This window comes from Sphingobacterium faecale (genome assembly GCF_016746095.1).
Classification (GTDB): domain Bacteria; phylum Bacteroidota; class Bacteroidia; order Sphingobacteriales; family Sphingobacteriaceae; genus Sphingobacterium; species Sphingobacterium faecale.
Window position 1 is genome coordinate 23,311 of record NZ_JAERTY010000018.1, and the last position, 15,509, is coordinate 38,819.

General features: G+C 40.7%; 12 protein-coding genes. 7 read left to right on the top strand and 5 right to left on the bottom strand.

Translation table 11 applies throughout. The annotated features are described in order from the left end of the window. Positions 1-11 precede the first annotated feature (11 nt). Positions 12-746: a GDSL-type esterase/lipase family protein gene (locus tag JKG61_RS22230; protein ID WP_202105208.1), complete on the top strand. Its 735-nt coding sequence runs from the start codon at positions 12-14 to the stop codon at positions 744-746. Between the two features lie 21 nt (positions 747-767). Further along, positions 768-2,588, top strand: coding sequence for a DUF4091 domain-containing protein (locus tag JKG61_RS22235; protein ID WP_202105209.1), 1,821 nt, complete (start codon positions 768-770; stop codon positions 2,586-2,588). On the opposite strand, the gene JKG61_RS22240 is transcribed toward JKG61_RS22235, so the two are convergent. After that, entirely contained in the window at positions 2,562-3,152 is a 591-nt protein-coding gene (locus JKG61_RS22240; RefSeq protein ID WP_202105210.1) for an RNA polymerase sigma-70 factor, read from the bottom strand. The two genes, JKG61_RS22235 and JKG61_RS22240, sit on opposite strands and share 27 nt — an antisense overlap. Positions 3,153-3,362: 210 nt before the next feature. Next, positions 3,363-4,487: a hypothetical protein gene (locus JKG61_RS22245; RefSeq protein ID WP_202105211.1), complete on the bottom strand. Its 1,125-nt coding sequence runs from the start codon at positions 4,485-4,487 to the stop codon at positions 3,363-3,365. Between the two features lie 347 nt (positions 4,488-4,834). On the opposite strand from JKG61_RS22245, the gene JKG61_RS22250 reads away from it, so the two are divergent. The 4 genes from JKG61_RS22250 (at position 4,835) to JKG61_RS22265 (ending at position 7,378) form a co-directional block, all read left to right on the top strand. Further along, positions 4,835-5,266 (top strand): hypothetical protein, encoded by a 432-nt coding sequence (locus tag JKG61_RS22250; RefSeq protein WP_202105212.1) that lies wholly within the window; start codon positions 4,835-4,837, stop codon positions 5,264-5,266. Positions 5,267-5,342: 76 nt separating this feature from the next. Further along, on the top strand, positions 5,343-6,314 hold the full coding sequence (locus JKG61_RS22255; RefSeq protein ID WP_202105213.1) for a helix-turn-helix transcriptional regulator: 972 nt from the start codon (positions 5,343-5,345) through the stop codon (positions 6,312-6,314). A gap of 254 nt (positions 6,315-6,568) precedes the next feature. Continuing rightward, the gene (locus tag JKG61_RS22260; RefSeq protein ID WP_202105214.1) at positions 6,569-6,913 is read left to right on the top strand and encodes a MauE/DoxX family redox-associated membrane protein; all 345 of its coding nucleotides are present in this window, start codon (positions 6,569-6,571) and stop codon (positions 6,911-6,913) included. A gap of 150 nt (positions 6,914-7,063) precedes the next feature. Continuing rightward, positions 7,064-7,378: a hypothetical protein gene (locus JKG61_RS22265; protein WP_202105215.1), complete on the top strand. Its 315-nt coding sequence runs from the start codon at positions 7,064-7,066 to the stop codon at positions 7,376-7,378. Between the two features lie 70 nt (positions 7,379-7,448). On the opposite strand, the gene JKG61_RS22270 is transcribed toward JKG61_RS22265, so the two are convergent. Genes JKG61_RS22270 through JKG61_RS22280 form a run of 3 tightly spaced genes read right to left on the bottom strand, consistent with a single transcriptional unit; the run spans position 7,449 to position 13,767 of the window. Next, the gene (locus tag JKG61_RS22270) at positions 7,449-8,948 is read right to left on the bottom strand and encodes a TlpA family protein disulfide reductase (protein WP_202105216.1); all 1,500 of its coding nucleotides are present in this window, start codon (positions 8,946-8,948) and stop codon (positions 7,449-7,451) included. 11 nt (positions 8,949-8,959) lie between these two features. Beyond that, positions 8,960-10,288 carry a RagB/SusD family nutrient uptake outer membrane protein gene (locus JKG61_RS22275; RefSeq protein ID WP_202105217.1) on the bottom strand — a complete coding sequence of 443 codons (1,329 nt, stop codon included), beginning with the start codon at positions 10,286-10,288 and terminating at the stop codon, positions 8,960-8,962. 11 nt (positions 10,289-10,299) lie between these two features. Continuing rightward, positions 10,300-13,767 (bottom strand): SusC/RagA family TonB-linked outer membrane protein, encoded by a 3,468-nt coding sequence (locus JKG61_RS22280; protein WP_202105218.1) that lies wholly within the window; start codon positions 13,765-13,767, stop codon positions 10,300-10,302. 712 nt (positions 13,768-14,479) lie between these two features. Between JKG61_RS22280 and JKG61_RS22285 the strand changes: the two genes are divergently transcribed. After that, positions 14,480-14,989: a helix-turn-helix transcriptional regulator gene (locus JKG61_RS22285; protein ID WP_202105219.1), complete on the top strand. Its 510-nt coding sequence runs from the start codon at positions 14,480-14,482 to the stop codon at positions 14,987-14,989. Positions 14,990-15,509: the final 520 nt, after the last annotated feature.

The following is a 15,509-nucleotide window of genomic DNA, read 5'->3' on the forward strand; positions in this document are numbered from 1 at the left end:
TATTTTTATCCATGATACTTAATCCACTTCAACTTGTAGTATCCATAGCCCTTTGGGTCTTGTACGCTACTCCTCAAAAGATTGTAGCTGCACCCAGAGACAGTATTTCGACCACGCGGCCTGTTACGCAGAATCGGGATTCTACGGTCTATAACTGGAGAGAAAGACATGATCAAGTGATCGCACTGAACCGACAACGCCCACCTAAAGTCGTGTTTATCGGCAACTCGATTCTGCACTATTGGAGCGGCGAACCTGTGTCCCCCATCCGGCGGGGAGAGGACGCATGGGATCAATATTTCAAAAAGAAAGATGTCAGAAATTTAGGATTTGGCTACGATAGAATCGAAAATATGCTTTGGCGCGTTCAAAACGGCGAGCTCGAAGGATTTTCTGCTTCACATATAATCCTCCTTGCCGGCACGAATAATCTTTCTGTAAATACAGACACGGAGATTGTAAAAGGTATAGAAGTATTAGTCCAGGAAATAAAACGACGACAGACTAAAGCTAAAATAATACTGCTGGGCATACTTCCCAGGAAGGGTTACGAATCCCGCATATCATTATTGAACGATAAAATCGCAAAAGTGGCTCCCAAACTGCAAATACTATACGCGGATACGGGGTCTATGTTTCTTAGATCCAACGGTAAGATCAATGAGTCACTATTCAGTGATGGCGTACACCCCAATACCATTGGCTATAATCTACTCGCTCCATTTATAAATAACTATATTAAATAAGATATCAAATTTAATCTTATCATGCCTATAATTATATACAAAAACACTTCAGGTGCTAAGCTAAGAAACCTCTTAGCTGTTCTTTCGCTACTTTCTTTAATTGCTACTGTTTTGCCCGCTCAGGGACAGCTGTTAAAAAAACAGAACGGAGACTTTACTGAATTAGCTGACCCCACTGCAGACACCTTATCCGATTGGTCAAAGGTCCCTCATGGTCTACATGCTTCTTTTGTCTCCATAGACCGACGTTATCCCAAATCAGTCCTCCCCACTGTAACCAAAACCAGCCATACCAGCGTAATTGGTTGGAAAGGAGAAACGGTTTCTGCCCAGATCCTGTTATGGACACGAGAAAACATTGAAGATGTACAGGTCGATTTTGGCGACTTCCGCAGCGGCAAAGGCGGTATTATCTCTCAAAAGGTGGCACGCGCTCGTTTTGTGCGTTACGTAATGACCGATGAATTTGGCAAGGGATGTGGCAAGCGAAGCCTCGACGAATACCCCGCTTCTCTATCTCCGGATATGCTTGATAATTTAGATCGGTTTCAGTTAGAAAAAAACAAAGCCCGCCCAGTATGGGTCACTATCGAAATTCCTAGATCTACCGCAGCCGGCCTCTACCGGTCTCAAGTACAGATCTCCGGAAAGAAAATCAAACCGATGACGCTCGCTCTCGATCTCGAAGTCATCGATCAGACACTCCCCCCTCCTTCCGAATGGGGATTCCACCTCGACCAATGGCAACATCCTTCGGCTATCGCACGGGTAGCTCAGGTACCTGTATGGTCTGATGAACACTTTGACGCCATGACCCCTGTTATGCAGCTATTGGCTGATGCAGGGCAAAAAGTCATCACAACCACGCTAAACAAAGACCCTTGGAATATCCAAACTTTTGATCCTTATGAAGACATGATCAAATGGACAAAAGGAGAAGACGGAAAATGGACCTACGATTACACGGTATTTGACCGCTGGGTCACCTTTATGATGCAACTCGGTATCAACAAAATGATCAACTGCTACTCCATCATCCCTTGGAACAATGAGATCCACTACATGGATGCTAGTAGCGGCAAGCTTGTCAACGTAAAAGCGGATCCAGGCACCGCTATTTTCAATGAATTATGGGGAAATTTCTTTGATGATTTCAAAAAACATCTCACTAAAAAAGGCTGGCTTTCCATCACTAATATCGCTATGGACGAACGCGACCAGAAATCGATGGATGCCGCATTCCGATTGATCGATTCCATTGCTCCGGAATTAGGAATGTCATTTGCCGACAATAAGAAGACTTACCAACGGTATCCCAAAAGCAAAGATATCAGCATCTCTTCGCTAAAGCCATTTTCGCATGATGACCTCGTCAAGAGAAGAGCGGCTGGATTGAATACGACATTTTATGTATACTGTGCGACACCTTTCCCTAACCAGTTTACCTTCTCGGAGCCAGGCGAATCTACTTATCTGGCCTGGTATGCCTTAGCGGCTGATTTTGATGGTTTCTTGCGCTGGGCATTCAATTCTTGGGTGGAAAAGCCAATGGAAGATTCGAGATTCAGAACATGGCCTGCAGGCGACACCTACATTGTCTATCCCGATGGTCGCAGTTCTATACGTTATGAGCGGATGCTCGAAGGTATACAGGATTACGAAAAAGTACAACTGTTGAAAAAAATGCTCTCCGCCCGAGGGGACCAGACATCGCTGACCAAGTTGGCTAATGCGATACAGAAACTCAACAACAATCAACGTACTGCTACTTGGAATGAGGATCTAAATGCAGCCAAAGACTTAGTCAATCAACTGTCAAGACAAAAGATACACAATCAGTAGCTTTAGAAGAATATTATGCTCTCTGGCTATGTACTCCTGAATGGAACGCATGGCCAGAGACATATGCTCTTTCACGGTATTGATTGAGATACCCAGACGCTCGGCTATCTCTTTATGAGACAGTCCTTCCTGCCGTGACATCTGGAATATACGCCTACGCTGATTGGGTAGCTGCTCTACGGCCGATTTATATATTCCCTTGTATTCTGCATCTATAAAGGTCTCCTCTACCGAATACTGGACGATTCGTTTTTCTTCTATATAAGCAAGCTCTCCCTGAATCTCTAAAAACCTCATCTGCTCTTTGAGCCTCTTATAAACCAGATTTCTTGCAATTTTGTAGAGGTAATTCTGAATGGGATAATTCGGTTTGATCCGTTCTCTCGCATTCCACAGGTTAAGAAAAGCATCGTGTACAAGATCATCGATCGCTGCCGAATCATAAATAAATTTTTTCACAAAATGATAAAGCGCTTTTGCATACGTATCATAGATTTCCAGAAACGCATTATGATCGCTATCCTTAAGCCGATTATTGATTAAAAAGAATTCCTTTGATGACATCTCAGGCATAACAATTCTAAGCTGGAGTACGGTTAAATAAAATAATAAAACGATTCTTTAGATTTATGTGCAGGATCCAAATACTTGACTTCATAAAAAACTAAAAAGCTGTCAATCTATCTATTGTTTTTCATGTGTCCTTCCCTTAAATTCACACGTAAATATAGAGATAAGCGCTAAACTATCCAAAGAATATCCATTAACTTATTATTAACTCTTAGGGTCACCGCCCTTCTCACCGTCTGCATTCCATTCCTTTTTCAACAGCTCCTTTGCGTTTTGCATCGCATTCTCCAAATCGTCCAGATAAACGCGTAACCGCTCCCAATATGATTTGCCGACCTCCGCTTGCCCGCCACCAAACAGATCCAGATATGGTCTATCCTCCCTGTTCTCCATCCCCCGAATCGATAAAATATTAATCAATTCGTCTATTTTGTTCTTCATTAATATAGAAGGACATAAACTCTCCAAAGCCGACAACGCATTAATAGCTAATAATGCCTTTCTCCCATCCACGAGCAGGGCATAAAACAACTTGACACCGTCCTCTTTCTCTATGTACACCTTAGATAAAAAACGTACAGGCATATTGACAAATGAGGTCTTATCAAAGCTCACTTCTATTTCCTTAGTCATATCTAATAATATACTCCAGGCATAAATCAGGTGCAGTGCACAGTGACCACATCCTTCACGCTGAGACTCCAAATCGGCTTGTCTTTCTGTCAGTTCCTCTTTCAACCTTTCGTTTGCACAATTCAATTCGACATTCTTTTCCTCACTCGTCGATAGCTCACTACGTAGCCCCAAAATCTCTGTTTGAAGACGTTCCGTAGCTTTGAGCAAAGCATATACAAAATAGTAGACCTGCTGTAACAAGATACAGACCATCACCAGTACAAAATCCCGCTCCATGTACCCTATCTCAAACAGATCCATACTAAAAAGCTTCAGATAGACCCAACGTACCGTATGCAGTACGACCGTGCCGAGAACCAGACATAGCATCACGAGCTGGAATATCCATCTTCCCGTTTTGTACCGTTTCCAATACATGCTCTTGTCCAAGCTGTACACGGTCATACCGATGGCCAGTACAAGCGGTAGCATCAGTAGGATATTGAGCAAAAAAGTCATCACATGCTGCTCCAGCGGGAGCGATCTTAATACAGGAAGAGATGTGGTATAAAATGTCACCAGGAAAGCAGAAGATACCAACATTATGCTCAACCCACCGACATGCCCATACCAAGAACGGAAAAAAGAACTAACGAAGCGGCCAAAAGAGCCACTGCAGTCTTTGACAGAATTGAAAATAGATCGTATCATCATAGCGTTTATATTTAGGTCAACCACAAGTATATACAAAGAACTTAGAACTAAAAATGATCCTCATCACACATTTATGTGATATACCCTATAAGACCTCTTCTACTAAAGACTATCTACTATTACAAATGAGCTTTTGCGCTTTCAGACAGAATTTTAGTTTTACCCTCGAGAAAATAAAAACAGCGATTTCAGCCCGTAAACTCTGTTTTTTTTGCCTCGGGAATTTCTCCAAACACCTCCAGAAAATATCTTTGACATTTACTTTCTTTCATTTGCCATCCCTAATACATTCGTGTCGAAGACATCAGGAACATGTCTATTGTAAGTATAATTTAAACCCAAAAAAAATGAAAAATTACCCATTTACACAAGAAGGTCTTAATGACTTTCTGCACGATCTGTACCGCAGCAGTATCCGGTTGCAGATCAAAGAACAGGATCGGATCCTGGAGTGTATCCAAGGTTGGATACCGTACCGATTCCATTTAAGCAGCCCGCAGCTGGATTACCTGGACTCGCTGGACGAAGGTTTTATGGATGACCTGGCACAGCAGATTGCTTATGCCATCAACCATCAGCTTCCGATCACCCTGGACAAGAAAACCGATGCCGCTACTACTGCTCTCGCAGAGGGAGATTCGGTCAAGGTAACTGCTTACGAAGCCTGGCAAAAAGGACAGGCCAGCGCTGAAGAAAAAGCACCTGATCCAGATAGGGCTAATTTCAGCGCATCTCCGGAAGCGAAGTTGATCATACGTATATTCTACCGGTCGCCTTAAGCGGACACCGATACGTACTACCGCCACGGGCTATACCTTCCACGTGGCGGTAATTGAACAATTAACTCCGGCAGTGATGATACGCAGCCTTGTCATACAGCCCCAGCGCTACTATCCCCATGCCCGCGAGAGCCGCGAACTACCCCGAGGTAGCAGCTACCGTATGGCCTATGGCGATCGCAAGAGCTGGTATATCGATGATAGCTGGTGCTGTATACAATGGTACAAGAGCAAATACATCCTACCCTATTGCATCGAGGTAGAGGCCAAGGCGCCCCTATACCTACCCGTATCGATACAGCATCCCGATATACACTGGCAGTATATGCTACAGGGTGGCTACGGTATTAACGAGGTCATGGGCCACGGGCTCCTCCTGACCGAAGGCTATCAGCATCAGATCTATGCCGCCTGTGGCGATTTTTTGAGCTATGTGCCCCTGGGACGCCACCTTATCGTTGGTTACAATATCGTAACCGACTGGCTGGACAAACATAGAGAGCCAGCAGCTGCCGAGCTGGAAGACCTCCCCCAGATCTTACTACCGGACCAACTATACCGCAGCGAGCCAGCCCCCATCACAGCAGCTATGCTGACCGAGCTCTACTATATCCTACAACATCCTGAGATAACAGGTATCCAACAGGATACCAACATCTATGCGGCTGTGGGACGCTTGCAGAGCCTACACCAACAAGAGGAGAATCCCGATCGGGCGCCAGTCCATCCTCTAAAACAAAAAATAGAGTCTATACACAGGTATATTGACCACATCGTCGAAAAAAACGATCTCGTACCCTACATCCAACAGATTGCCGATCACTTTAGCATAACCATAAACCGTCTACAAAAAATACACAAAAAACTATACAACGAATCCCTACAGGACTATATCGGGACCAAACGGTTAGAACAGGCAGTCAAACTGCTGGCCGAGGGGAAGACTATCAAAGAGGTGACATACCTACAGCATTACCACGATGTACCCGCCTTTAGCAATGCCTTTAAGAACAAGTACGGCGTACCGCCCAGCCAACACCAGCCTTAAAACCAGGTCAAAGACTGATGGCGGATTTTTACAACTCTTAGTGCGGATTATTACAACCAACCTCCTTCATATCGTAGCTAACTTTGATTTATCAATACAACGAAGGTCGTTGTACGGAATTGAACAAAAGGGTTATGATCATTAAACAAGACATAAAAAAAATGATACCATCCACGAAAACAACCTTTGGAACGCCGAGCGGGATGCCCGGCACCAAGCAGACATAAAATAACGCTTACAAAACGATTAAAAGCATGAACAAGTTAAAACGCATTATCATCCACGCACCGCGCTACATACTAGCTTTCTTGCTGTTCTATACGGCTACCAAGAAATTCGTGAACTATGCCGCCCATCTGGCGCATATCAGAGATATCGGGTTTGTACCCGCAGGCATAGCCGATGGCGCAGCAATAGCCAGTATAACTGTAGAAGCAGGGGTAGCCTTGCTGCTGGTACTCAACTACAGAAAGGCGCAGGTACTAGGATGGTGTATTTTGATCCCGCTCATGCTGGCCTACAGCCGCTACGTATATTTTGTACAGAATAAGGCACTATTTGTCCCCTGCTCTTGCGAGGGTATACATGGTAAAAACTAAGCTGGACCATGCACTACTGGATCAACGGCGGCATTGCTGTCCTAACTCTGGGCATGCTGTATTACCATTATCGTATGCGTAAGCACAAAAGCGATGAAGCCCTAGGAAAAGGCTCCATCGCAACAGTTCAAACAATTTAAATAATTGCGTATGAAAACGCTAAAATCAATTTTATTAGGAACATTCATCGCTGTTGGCGGCGTAGCGCTAGCGATGAATGCAAAAACACAGGAGTCGATATGTAGTACTCCGCTTCATGAAGGGTATATTTACAACCGAGACGGAGCTCCTCCAGAGGATTCAAACCCAACTAACCTTCCAGAAGGAATGGAAAGTGCCGGCACGTATAATCAGCCTGGAGGTTTTACTTGTACAACAAATGATAACGAAACCTGTCATTGGGTGTACGACTCCGCTAATTCCAAATGGATTCCTTGTGACGGTAACTACGTTGATTTACCCTAGACTGAAAAAACAGCATCAATAACAAAGTATTAACCAATCCTCTAGCGAAGCTACCCGCTAGAGGATTTAATTATTTTAGAGCTGCTTCTATTCCTTCTTTCAGTCCCTCTAGAGTCCGAATGTTAAATTCACCGTTTACTAATCTATAATCTTTGCCGTACAGCAAAGGATAAGGATATGCCGTTATTTGATAATATTCTATCATAGGATGTTTATAGCCTTTATTTTCTGTATACAAATGTACGCCGCCCTTCGGCAGGAAGTCTTGTTTGTTCAGCATGCCCTTAAATACGTCGTAAGTATCTATTGATATCGTAATAAAGACAACATTTGGATTATCCCTATACAAATCTTTTATAGGCTCTACAACATCCCGCATATAAATATGACAAGCTAAGCAGGATGCAAACCAAAAATCTATAAAAACTACTTTTCCTTTATACTCGTCGGCTACATGATAATTTTCATCAACATCGGGTAAAGAAAAGGAGTAACCTATTTCTCCCTTTAACAATCTCTTTAATTTAGACACTTTTTCTAGACTATAGGGCTCCTTAACCAAACTCATTGCATCACTCAAGACCTCCTGATTGGGACTAAACTGAAACCAGTCTAGCAAAAAAGAAGCTATGACTCGATCTCTAACTTTTAATGGCTTAATAAAATTCTTAATGTAATAATAGCATTTTGACACATCCATTTCCCCATTATTCTGTTCTCTAAATGACGTCATTAGATATTTCAATAAGTAGTCCATATATCTAGGAGACAGTATATCATTATCATCGGTGTGTTCAAGATCAACTTTTCCTTGATCAAGATATTTTCTTACCTCAGTTCGTAATGCGGAATCAACAGCTCCTTTATTATCCCGGTAGTAGTAGGACATTTCCAATTGTCGACCGATGTTCTTACCATATTGTCCTCTCACTTGTCTTTCAAACAAATCATAAATTTCACTTTCTATAGTTGGTTTATAATTAAGGAGCACGTCCAAAGCTTCATTTTGGAGCTTATAGTGTAAATCAAATAGCTTAGTGGGATAAGATGAACTAATTGTGTACATGACTTTTTTATTATAGTCTTGCTCACTTAATAGCTTCACTTTCCAAAGTGCTTCGTATTTAGAGGCACCTCTTCCAGAGAACTTAGCATCCCAACTTTCATTTACTATCGGAATATCACCGTCATACCCACCTTCTGATGCTCTAAAGCTACCTTTTTTAGGACTTAAATAAATATGTACACTATCACCTGGTTGTAGTAAAAACTCATCCAAAATAGTAAAAAAAGGCGTTTGTCCTCTTTTTTGAAAATTTAAGCCCATGCTGACCCAATGTTGATTATTCAAACTATCTATACTAAAACTATAAACACCATTATTGTTATTTTTTTGTAAAACACGAAAGTGATTTCTATAAGGCTCTGCAATACGTTCTTTTTGCAAATATAAAACCAAAGTATCGTCAGGTGCCAGTACTGGAGCATGCACAAATAATTGCGCATTGCCTTGGCCAAACAAGTAGACAGTCCAGCATTGAATCAGCACATATAATATGAGTATTTTCATTATTGAACTGTTTATTTTCTTAGATTTTGTTGAATTCCGGAGGACTTAATTTCATTAACTGGTATAGGAAGGAGCCATTTAGGACTGTTAGGTGGCAAGGTATAAATCTTTTCACCTAAGGTTCTAGTTAGGGTAATATTAGCTCCACCCCGATTATAGCGCTTTAGATCCGACCAGCGAACACCACGGAAAATCAGCTGTTTTCTACGCTCTTGGAGAATAAGCGATAATGCTTCTTCCTTTGTCGAAAATACTTTATCAATATAAGCCGAATACATGTGTTTCAACAAGAAATTTAACGTTTTCATGGCTTCGTCTTTATCACTTAAACGTGCTTCACATTCTGCCTTTATTAAGTATTGTTCATCTGTATCTAATCCGCTAAAACTATATACAGCCAATCCGTAATTATCCTTCTTTGTAGCAATACCTAGACTACTAGAGTTGAAATAGACCTTTTTTCTCAAATCATTAACACTGTAGGAATTGTAAAGAACTTCACTTATTAGTGTATTACTCGCATAATTCTGAATCAACGAACCCGGTGTTAGGTAAGAAAAATATATAGCTTCCTTATAATCTCTAATTTTTTTTAAATTAAAATCAGTCAAATCATTATACAGGAGCAAAGAATTTTTAGAAGCTGCCAATGCTGATTCATAATTTTCCGTCATTAAATAAACTCGAGCAAGCAAGGCAAATGCAGCTACTTTGGATGGGCGACCAAAATCAACCTGTTCTCTTAAAAGCGTTATAGACTCCCTTAAATCTTCAATCAATCTTTTATAGCAAACTAGAACTGATTCGCGCTTTACTTTTTCATTCACATCGGAAGATAGAGGAATTGGTACGCCAAGATCAGAAACTGCATTTACTGGATGATAAGCTGGCGCATATAATTGTAGCAAATAATGTAGGCTCATCGCCCGCACGAATAATGCAGAACCCTTTACGTGATTAAAAGATTCCTCATTCGTCGTGTTTACAGAGACCTTATTCAATCCATCCAATACCACATTGGCATAAAAAATCTGTTCATATAGTCTATTCCAGCCATAATCCTCGTTTTCTATTGTTCCATAAATATCATCAGCCCATACATAAGCATTCTTAAACACTACATTGTTCATACTTTGCCAATAAGTATTTGTTAAATAGTAATCATCCGCCTGTATATCGAGTAGTTCGGGAGCCCATTTTAAAGAACTGGCATCCAACAGCTGTTGAAAGTCATCCAAAGTCGTCGGTACAACCGTATCAGAACTTGGCTTGACATCCAAGAACCCATCTCCGCAGGACAAAAGTCCCAAAGAGCATATAATTATAAATAATTTGTTCATTCTATATCTTTTTAAAAATTTAGATTAACACCCAAGGAATAAGTCCGAACAGCTGGATAGACCATCGTGTTACCGTAGACAGCTTCAGGATCAAAGCCCAATTTGTTAGCAGCCCACAGTACCCCAAGGTTGTTGGTATAGCCATAAACCTGCACTGTAGACAAACCAATACGAGGTAACTTAATTGTATAAGCCAATCGAATATCGCGCAAACGAATATGATCACCACGCTCAACCAGATGCTCCGTCATGTTATAAAAAGTCTCCCGGTTGGCTATTACTGGATAAACGGAAGCAGGCACATGTGTACGAGCTTCATCGCCTGTCTGCTGCCAACGATTCATATAGTCGTATTGAAATGGAGCAATGGAGTACGATGATGTACTATACAATGTACCGTAGTTAAGGCCCATTCGCCTTACGAAATACCCAAACTGCCCCGATATCGTGAGGGACAAATCGAAAGAATTATATTGAATGGTATTTCGTATAGAACCGAATAAACTAGGTGTGGCACGACCATGATATCTATAATCATCCAACCGTGTATTATTGTAGATATTCGTGTAATCTTTGGATATTTCCCCCTCAAAATAGCCTTGAGGCTGTCCATTAACATCTAGCCCTCCCGAAGCAAAAGAATATATCCCATACAAAGGTTTACCTTCGATGGGATATTGGCCTAAACTACTCGTCAAATACAACCGATCAGAGGATGGTTTCAATTGATAACCGGTCACCTTTTCCTTGGTATAAGAAAGTATCAAATCCGATTGCCATAAAAAGGCCTTTGATTGAATATTTTTGTTTTTTAGATTTAAATCCCAGCCCGATCCTTTGAGCGAGGCCCAATTACCAAACAAAGTAATAACTCCAGAGGAAGGATTTATAGGGTGTGAGCTTAATAAATCGGTTGCCTTTTTATAATAATGCTCTATCGAACCTGATAAACGGTTGGTAAAAGCTGAAAAATCAACAGCTAAATTAGACATACGGATATTCTCCCAACTGAGTTGAGGATTCGGAGGGTTAATTACTGTTTGATAAATGCGTTTAGTATCGTAGTCGGGATTTGATGCAATCTTAGAAGTAATATAAGCCGATCTTCCACTAACATTTCCCGTGTAGCCATGTGTGGCTCGTATCACGAGTTTTGATAGCCAATCCACTTTATAAAAATCCTCTTCATGCAATTGCCAACGGGCTCCTGCCGACCAAAATGGTCTCCCTCGCTGATTAATATCTACCCCAAATATGTTCGCCTCGTCCTTACGTGCGGAGAATGTCACGGTATAGCGCTTATCGTAGGTATAAGAAGCATTTCCGAAATACAATCTGTTTCTATTTAAAGTCGTAAGACGAGACAGATTGATCGGAATCACATTATTAGCCACCCCTAAATTACCGGTCAGGTATTGTCGATATCGCTGGGTAGCATCGAAAGGGACATAAGTTTCTGTCTCCTCTTGGTATCCCATCATCACAGGCATAATACGTTCTAAAGTATTTCGACTATTCAACTCTAATCCCCCAACTAAATGAAAGTCATGAATTTCCTTCCATTTTTTATCGACATTAAAACTACCTCGAAAATAATGCGCACTCTGTCCGAAGTTTGTTTGATTAAGACGAGCACCATCAGGTATAGCAGAGCTTGCTATCCCAGTTGCATGATTGATCTGTGTGAATCGATTATACAGATCACGCATTTCAAAATACTCCGCTTCTCGTAAAGTATTTCTCTCACTGTAGCTACGTCGATACTGATAATTTGCAAATAAACTTAACCAACCTAAAGGCTTGTAACTAATGCTCGGTCGGAATTGATAGCTAATCTCTTCATTGTTGTTGCTATATAATTTATAGTTCTCAATTGGATAATAGTTCCAGTCTTTCAATAAACCCATTCCTGCTGTATCAATATAACTCTGACGTAAGCCTTGAGCACTACTTCCACCGCCGATTGATAATGGACTACCATCCTCGTCAACAAGTTTATTATACAATACCTGATACTGGGCACTCCCTCCAACCCTATTAATACCTGAAGCAAATTGTACATCTGTATCAACTACCAACTTATTTTTAAGCATACGGTAGCTATTCCGAGCCTGTAGGGTAATACGTTCATTATGATGACCAGATAGATTACCTAAATTCTTATCGTAACCTGCAGAGAAGTAATAATTATGCTGTTTCGCTCCGCCAGAGAAATTGATAGCTCCTTTATAAAGTTGCACTGGACGATATACATATTTATTTAGATCGCGACGCACATCTTGTGTTTTCAATTGCGCGATACGTCTTTCCATCTCGGCCTTATCGATATGTCCATTCCTTTCAGCGAGCAGTGCTTCAATGGTTGGGGTGATATACGGATAGATTTGATTGATGGTTCCATCCCAAGCTCCTTCGCCGTATAAAAATCGTTCGATCTCGATCACCTCATTCATAGGTATTGTAGGGTTGTAATAGAGATTTGGCTTTTCGCTGATCGACATATCGGTTCGAACAGATACTTTAAGGGGCTGCTCAAAGCGGCCCTTTTTAGAAGTCAGTACAATAACGCCATTTCCAGCTCGTGCTCCCCAAATTGACGAGGCTGCGGCATCTTGCAATACCGTGACGGATTCTATATCCTCTGGATTGATTGTATTTATATCGCCGTCGAAAGGAAAGTTGTCTAGGATGATTAGTGGCTCTGCATTCGCAAATAAAGTACTGATACCACGAATAGACATGGAAGGCCTATTGGAAGCAAATGTCGTTGCCCCTACCTGATTATTATTAAATATCAATCCCCGAGTCACGCCATTTAACCGATCCAGGATATTGGAACCAACGGTACGGCTCAATAGTTTGTTGTCAATATGTACAAATGAACCTGTTGCACGTTCCTCAGGCACTTTGAAATAACCCGTTTCGGCAACTATTGCTACAGTATCAATTTGTTTCGCATCTTTTTCTAGGCCATCCTGTAAATTGATTATAAATGGTCCGCGGTTAATAGTATCAAATGGGACATAGATCGGTTTAGTGAGTTTACTATGCCCTAAACGCAACATACCAGATTCAAGGTAAACACCACGAAAAGAAAAAGATCCATCATTCTGTGAATAAACATAGATATCCGTTCCTTCGATACTGATATGACTTCTTAGGCTAAGCGTGTTATCTGAAGATACCACCTTGCCTTTTAAATATGGTCGATAAGTTTGGCTTATCTCAGGGGCTTTAGCCGGATCACCGACAATCGTCCCTTGAGGATAAGCACTATTAAACAACACACAGAATATTATTAATAGCACAGCTCCTAGCGTCGAGTCGTCAATGCGATATCTCCATAACGGGTGAAGCAGTCTATATTTATTGTTTTCTTCTTTTGGGTGACTTGAAAGGTCTTGATAACTTGTTAATTTGATAACATGATCACACTCTCGAATAGACAGTCCACTTCCACCCCCATTAAAATTCTTCATTTTTTTGGAATTTAATTATTTTCTAATGGTCCAAAAGAGCTTGCAGAGCAAGGTTTTTTGGATTCATTAGGTGTGACCTGATCACTCCAAACCGTCATTTCGACCGAAGTGGAGAAATCCAGAGATTCACCGAGAGATAATCTCAATAACTAACCGTACCTAATCTCTGATCAGGCCACACGATTTAAATAAAAATTGATTAACTGATTTGTCTTGCGTGCTTTTAGAAGTATAATTTAGCTTAATCGGTTTTATATACGCATAGACCTAGAAATCGAAATAGATAGGCGCGGAACTATTCCGGACCTTTGATAATGTTTTTTTGTAATTGCTCTTTAATTTTTATCATAACTCACTTTTATTTGGGTATCAAAGCGAGTCTCCTAAAGAAAAACAGGGACAGTCCCGTGTTCCATAGCCGATTCCAGAAAAGTTTGAGCCCAGAGCAGCACATGAAACAGCAAGACCCGTCCCTGAAAATGTAAAAATATACATTTTTTTAAAAAGTTCTGGGTTTACCTTGCCGCCTTCATCCCTGGGCTCAATCATGGAATCTGAAGACCCTAAAATATATAATTTGGACTACATTGTCCTAGCTTCCTGTTTTACATATCATTAAATAATTAATTTCCATTACAAATATAAACAAATAATTTCAAAATGAACAATATTTTATACAAAATGTCACTATTTAAGTTTATCCATTTGTATAATGGAATTAACAATAGAAGTTTTGCAGCCCAATATCATAGAAATCCGAGATGCAACAGGATTAAGTCAGGAGAATTTCGCTCTACTTTGTGAATTTTCAAGATCTACTTTAACCAATATCGAAAATGGTAAATCTCTTCCTTCAACTACTACAATAAATAAAATATCAGGTTTCACTAACATTGGTTTAGAAAAAATAACCAAGAGAGACTTTATACCACCGATTAACTTACGAGAGAAATTACAAAAGAAGTACTCTAACGACCCGACAAAATCGGTACTCTTGGAACAAGTACCGTCTGTTCCTTATATAATTAAATACAGATTACTTAAAACTACTTTTCTAGACTCCTTTCGGGAGAGGTTAGAAATATTAACATATATCAAAAACAAGTATGGGTGGGAAATCAATCCTAACACATTAACTACTAACCTAAAAAGGTTAAATAACAAATTGATAATAGTGCCAAACCCTAAGCACAATAAAGGGTACGTATATAAAAAATTATGAATTTACTAAAGTTCTAGAGTATAAGAGAAATGAGTCCGATTCAATCCCGTATTAAACGGACAATATATAAGCCCTATGGCGCCCTAATCCGTGTTGACTCCGAGTCATCTCCCTGTTTGAAAGCAACCATCAAAAGGAGTCAAAATACTGGCTTCATTAACGGAACTCGTTGACAATTGCCTTCTCATACGAACCTTTACCCCATGGCGCGTGCTAGCAGCTCGTGTCTATACAATTCTTACAATTAAGCACGGATTCATAATGATTACTCTGACTGTGGGATGCTCGAAGAAAGAAATAAACATTACACAAAATAGCCCTCGCAGACTGCAAGGGCTATGCTTAACCAATTATGACTCCGCAGGGATGCGGGTTCGTTTTACCAAGACTAAAGTATCCACCCTATGAAACACATATTGACATAGTTTGCCTTGGTAATTAATTTTGTACCATGAACAACAATCAGGAAAAACGAGAGCATATGCTATCGATGATATCGGAGTGGCAGCAGAGCGGCAAA

Bases quoted from the DNA above. Each gene is read 5' to 3' on its own strand.
- JKG61_RS22230 (WP_202105208.1), top strand. From the start codon at position 12: ATGATACTTAATCCACTTCAACTTGTAGTATCCATAGCCCTTTGGGTC.
- JKG61_RS22235 (WP_202105209.1), top strand. From the start codon at position 768: ATGCCTATAATTATATACAAAAACACTTCAGGTGCTAAGCTAAGAAAC.
- JKG61_RS22240 (WP_202105210.1), bottom strand. From the start codon at position 3,152: ATGTCATCAAAGGAATTCTTTTTAATCAATAATCGGCTTAAGGATAGC.
- JKG61_RS22245 (WP_202105211.1), bottom strand. From the start codon at position 4,487: ATGATGATACGATCTATTTTCAATTCTGTCAAAGACTGCAGTGGCTCT.
- JKG61_RS22250 (WP_202105212.1), top strand. From the start codon at position 4,835: ATGAAAAATTACCCATTTACACAAGAAGGTCTTAATGACTTTCTGCAC.
- JKG61_RS22255 (WP_202105213.1), top strand. From the start codon at position 5,343: ATGATACGCAGCCTTGTCATACAGCCCCAGCGCTACTATCCCCATGCC.
- JKG61_RS22260 (WP_202105214.1), top strand. From the start codon at position 6,569: ATGAACAAGTTAAAACGCATTATCATCCACGCACCGCGCTACATACTA.
- JKG61_RS22265 (WP_202105215.1), top strand. From the start codon at position 7,064: ATGAAAACGCTAAAATCAATTTTATTAGGAACATTCATCGCTGTTGGC.
- JKG61_RS22270 (WP_202105216.1), bottom strand. From the start codon at position 8,948: ATGAAAATACTCATATTATATGTGCTGATTCAATGCTGGACTGTCTAC.
- JKG61_RS22275 (WP_202105217.1), bottom strand. From the start codon at position 10,288: ATGAACAAATTATTTATAATTATATGCTCTTTGGGACTTTTGTCCTGC.
- JKG61_RS22280 (WP_202105218.1), bottom strand. From the start codon at position 13,767: ATGAAGAATTTTAATGGGGGTGGAAGTGGACTGTCTATTCGAGAGTGT.
- JKG61_RS22285 (WP_202105219.1), top strand. From the start codon at position 14,480: ATGGAATTAACAATAGAAGTTTTGCAGCCCAATATCATAGAAATCCGA.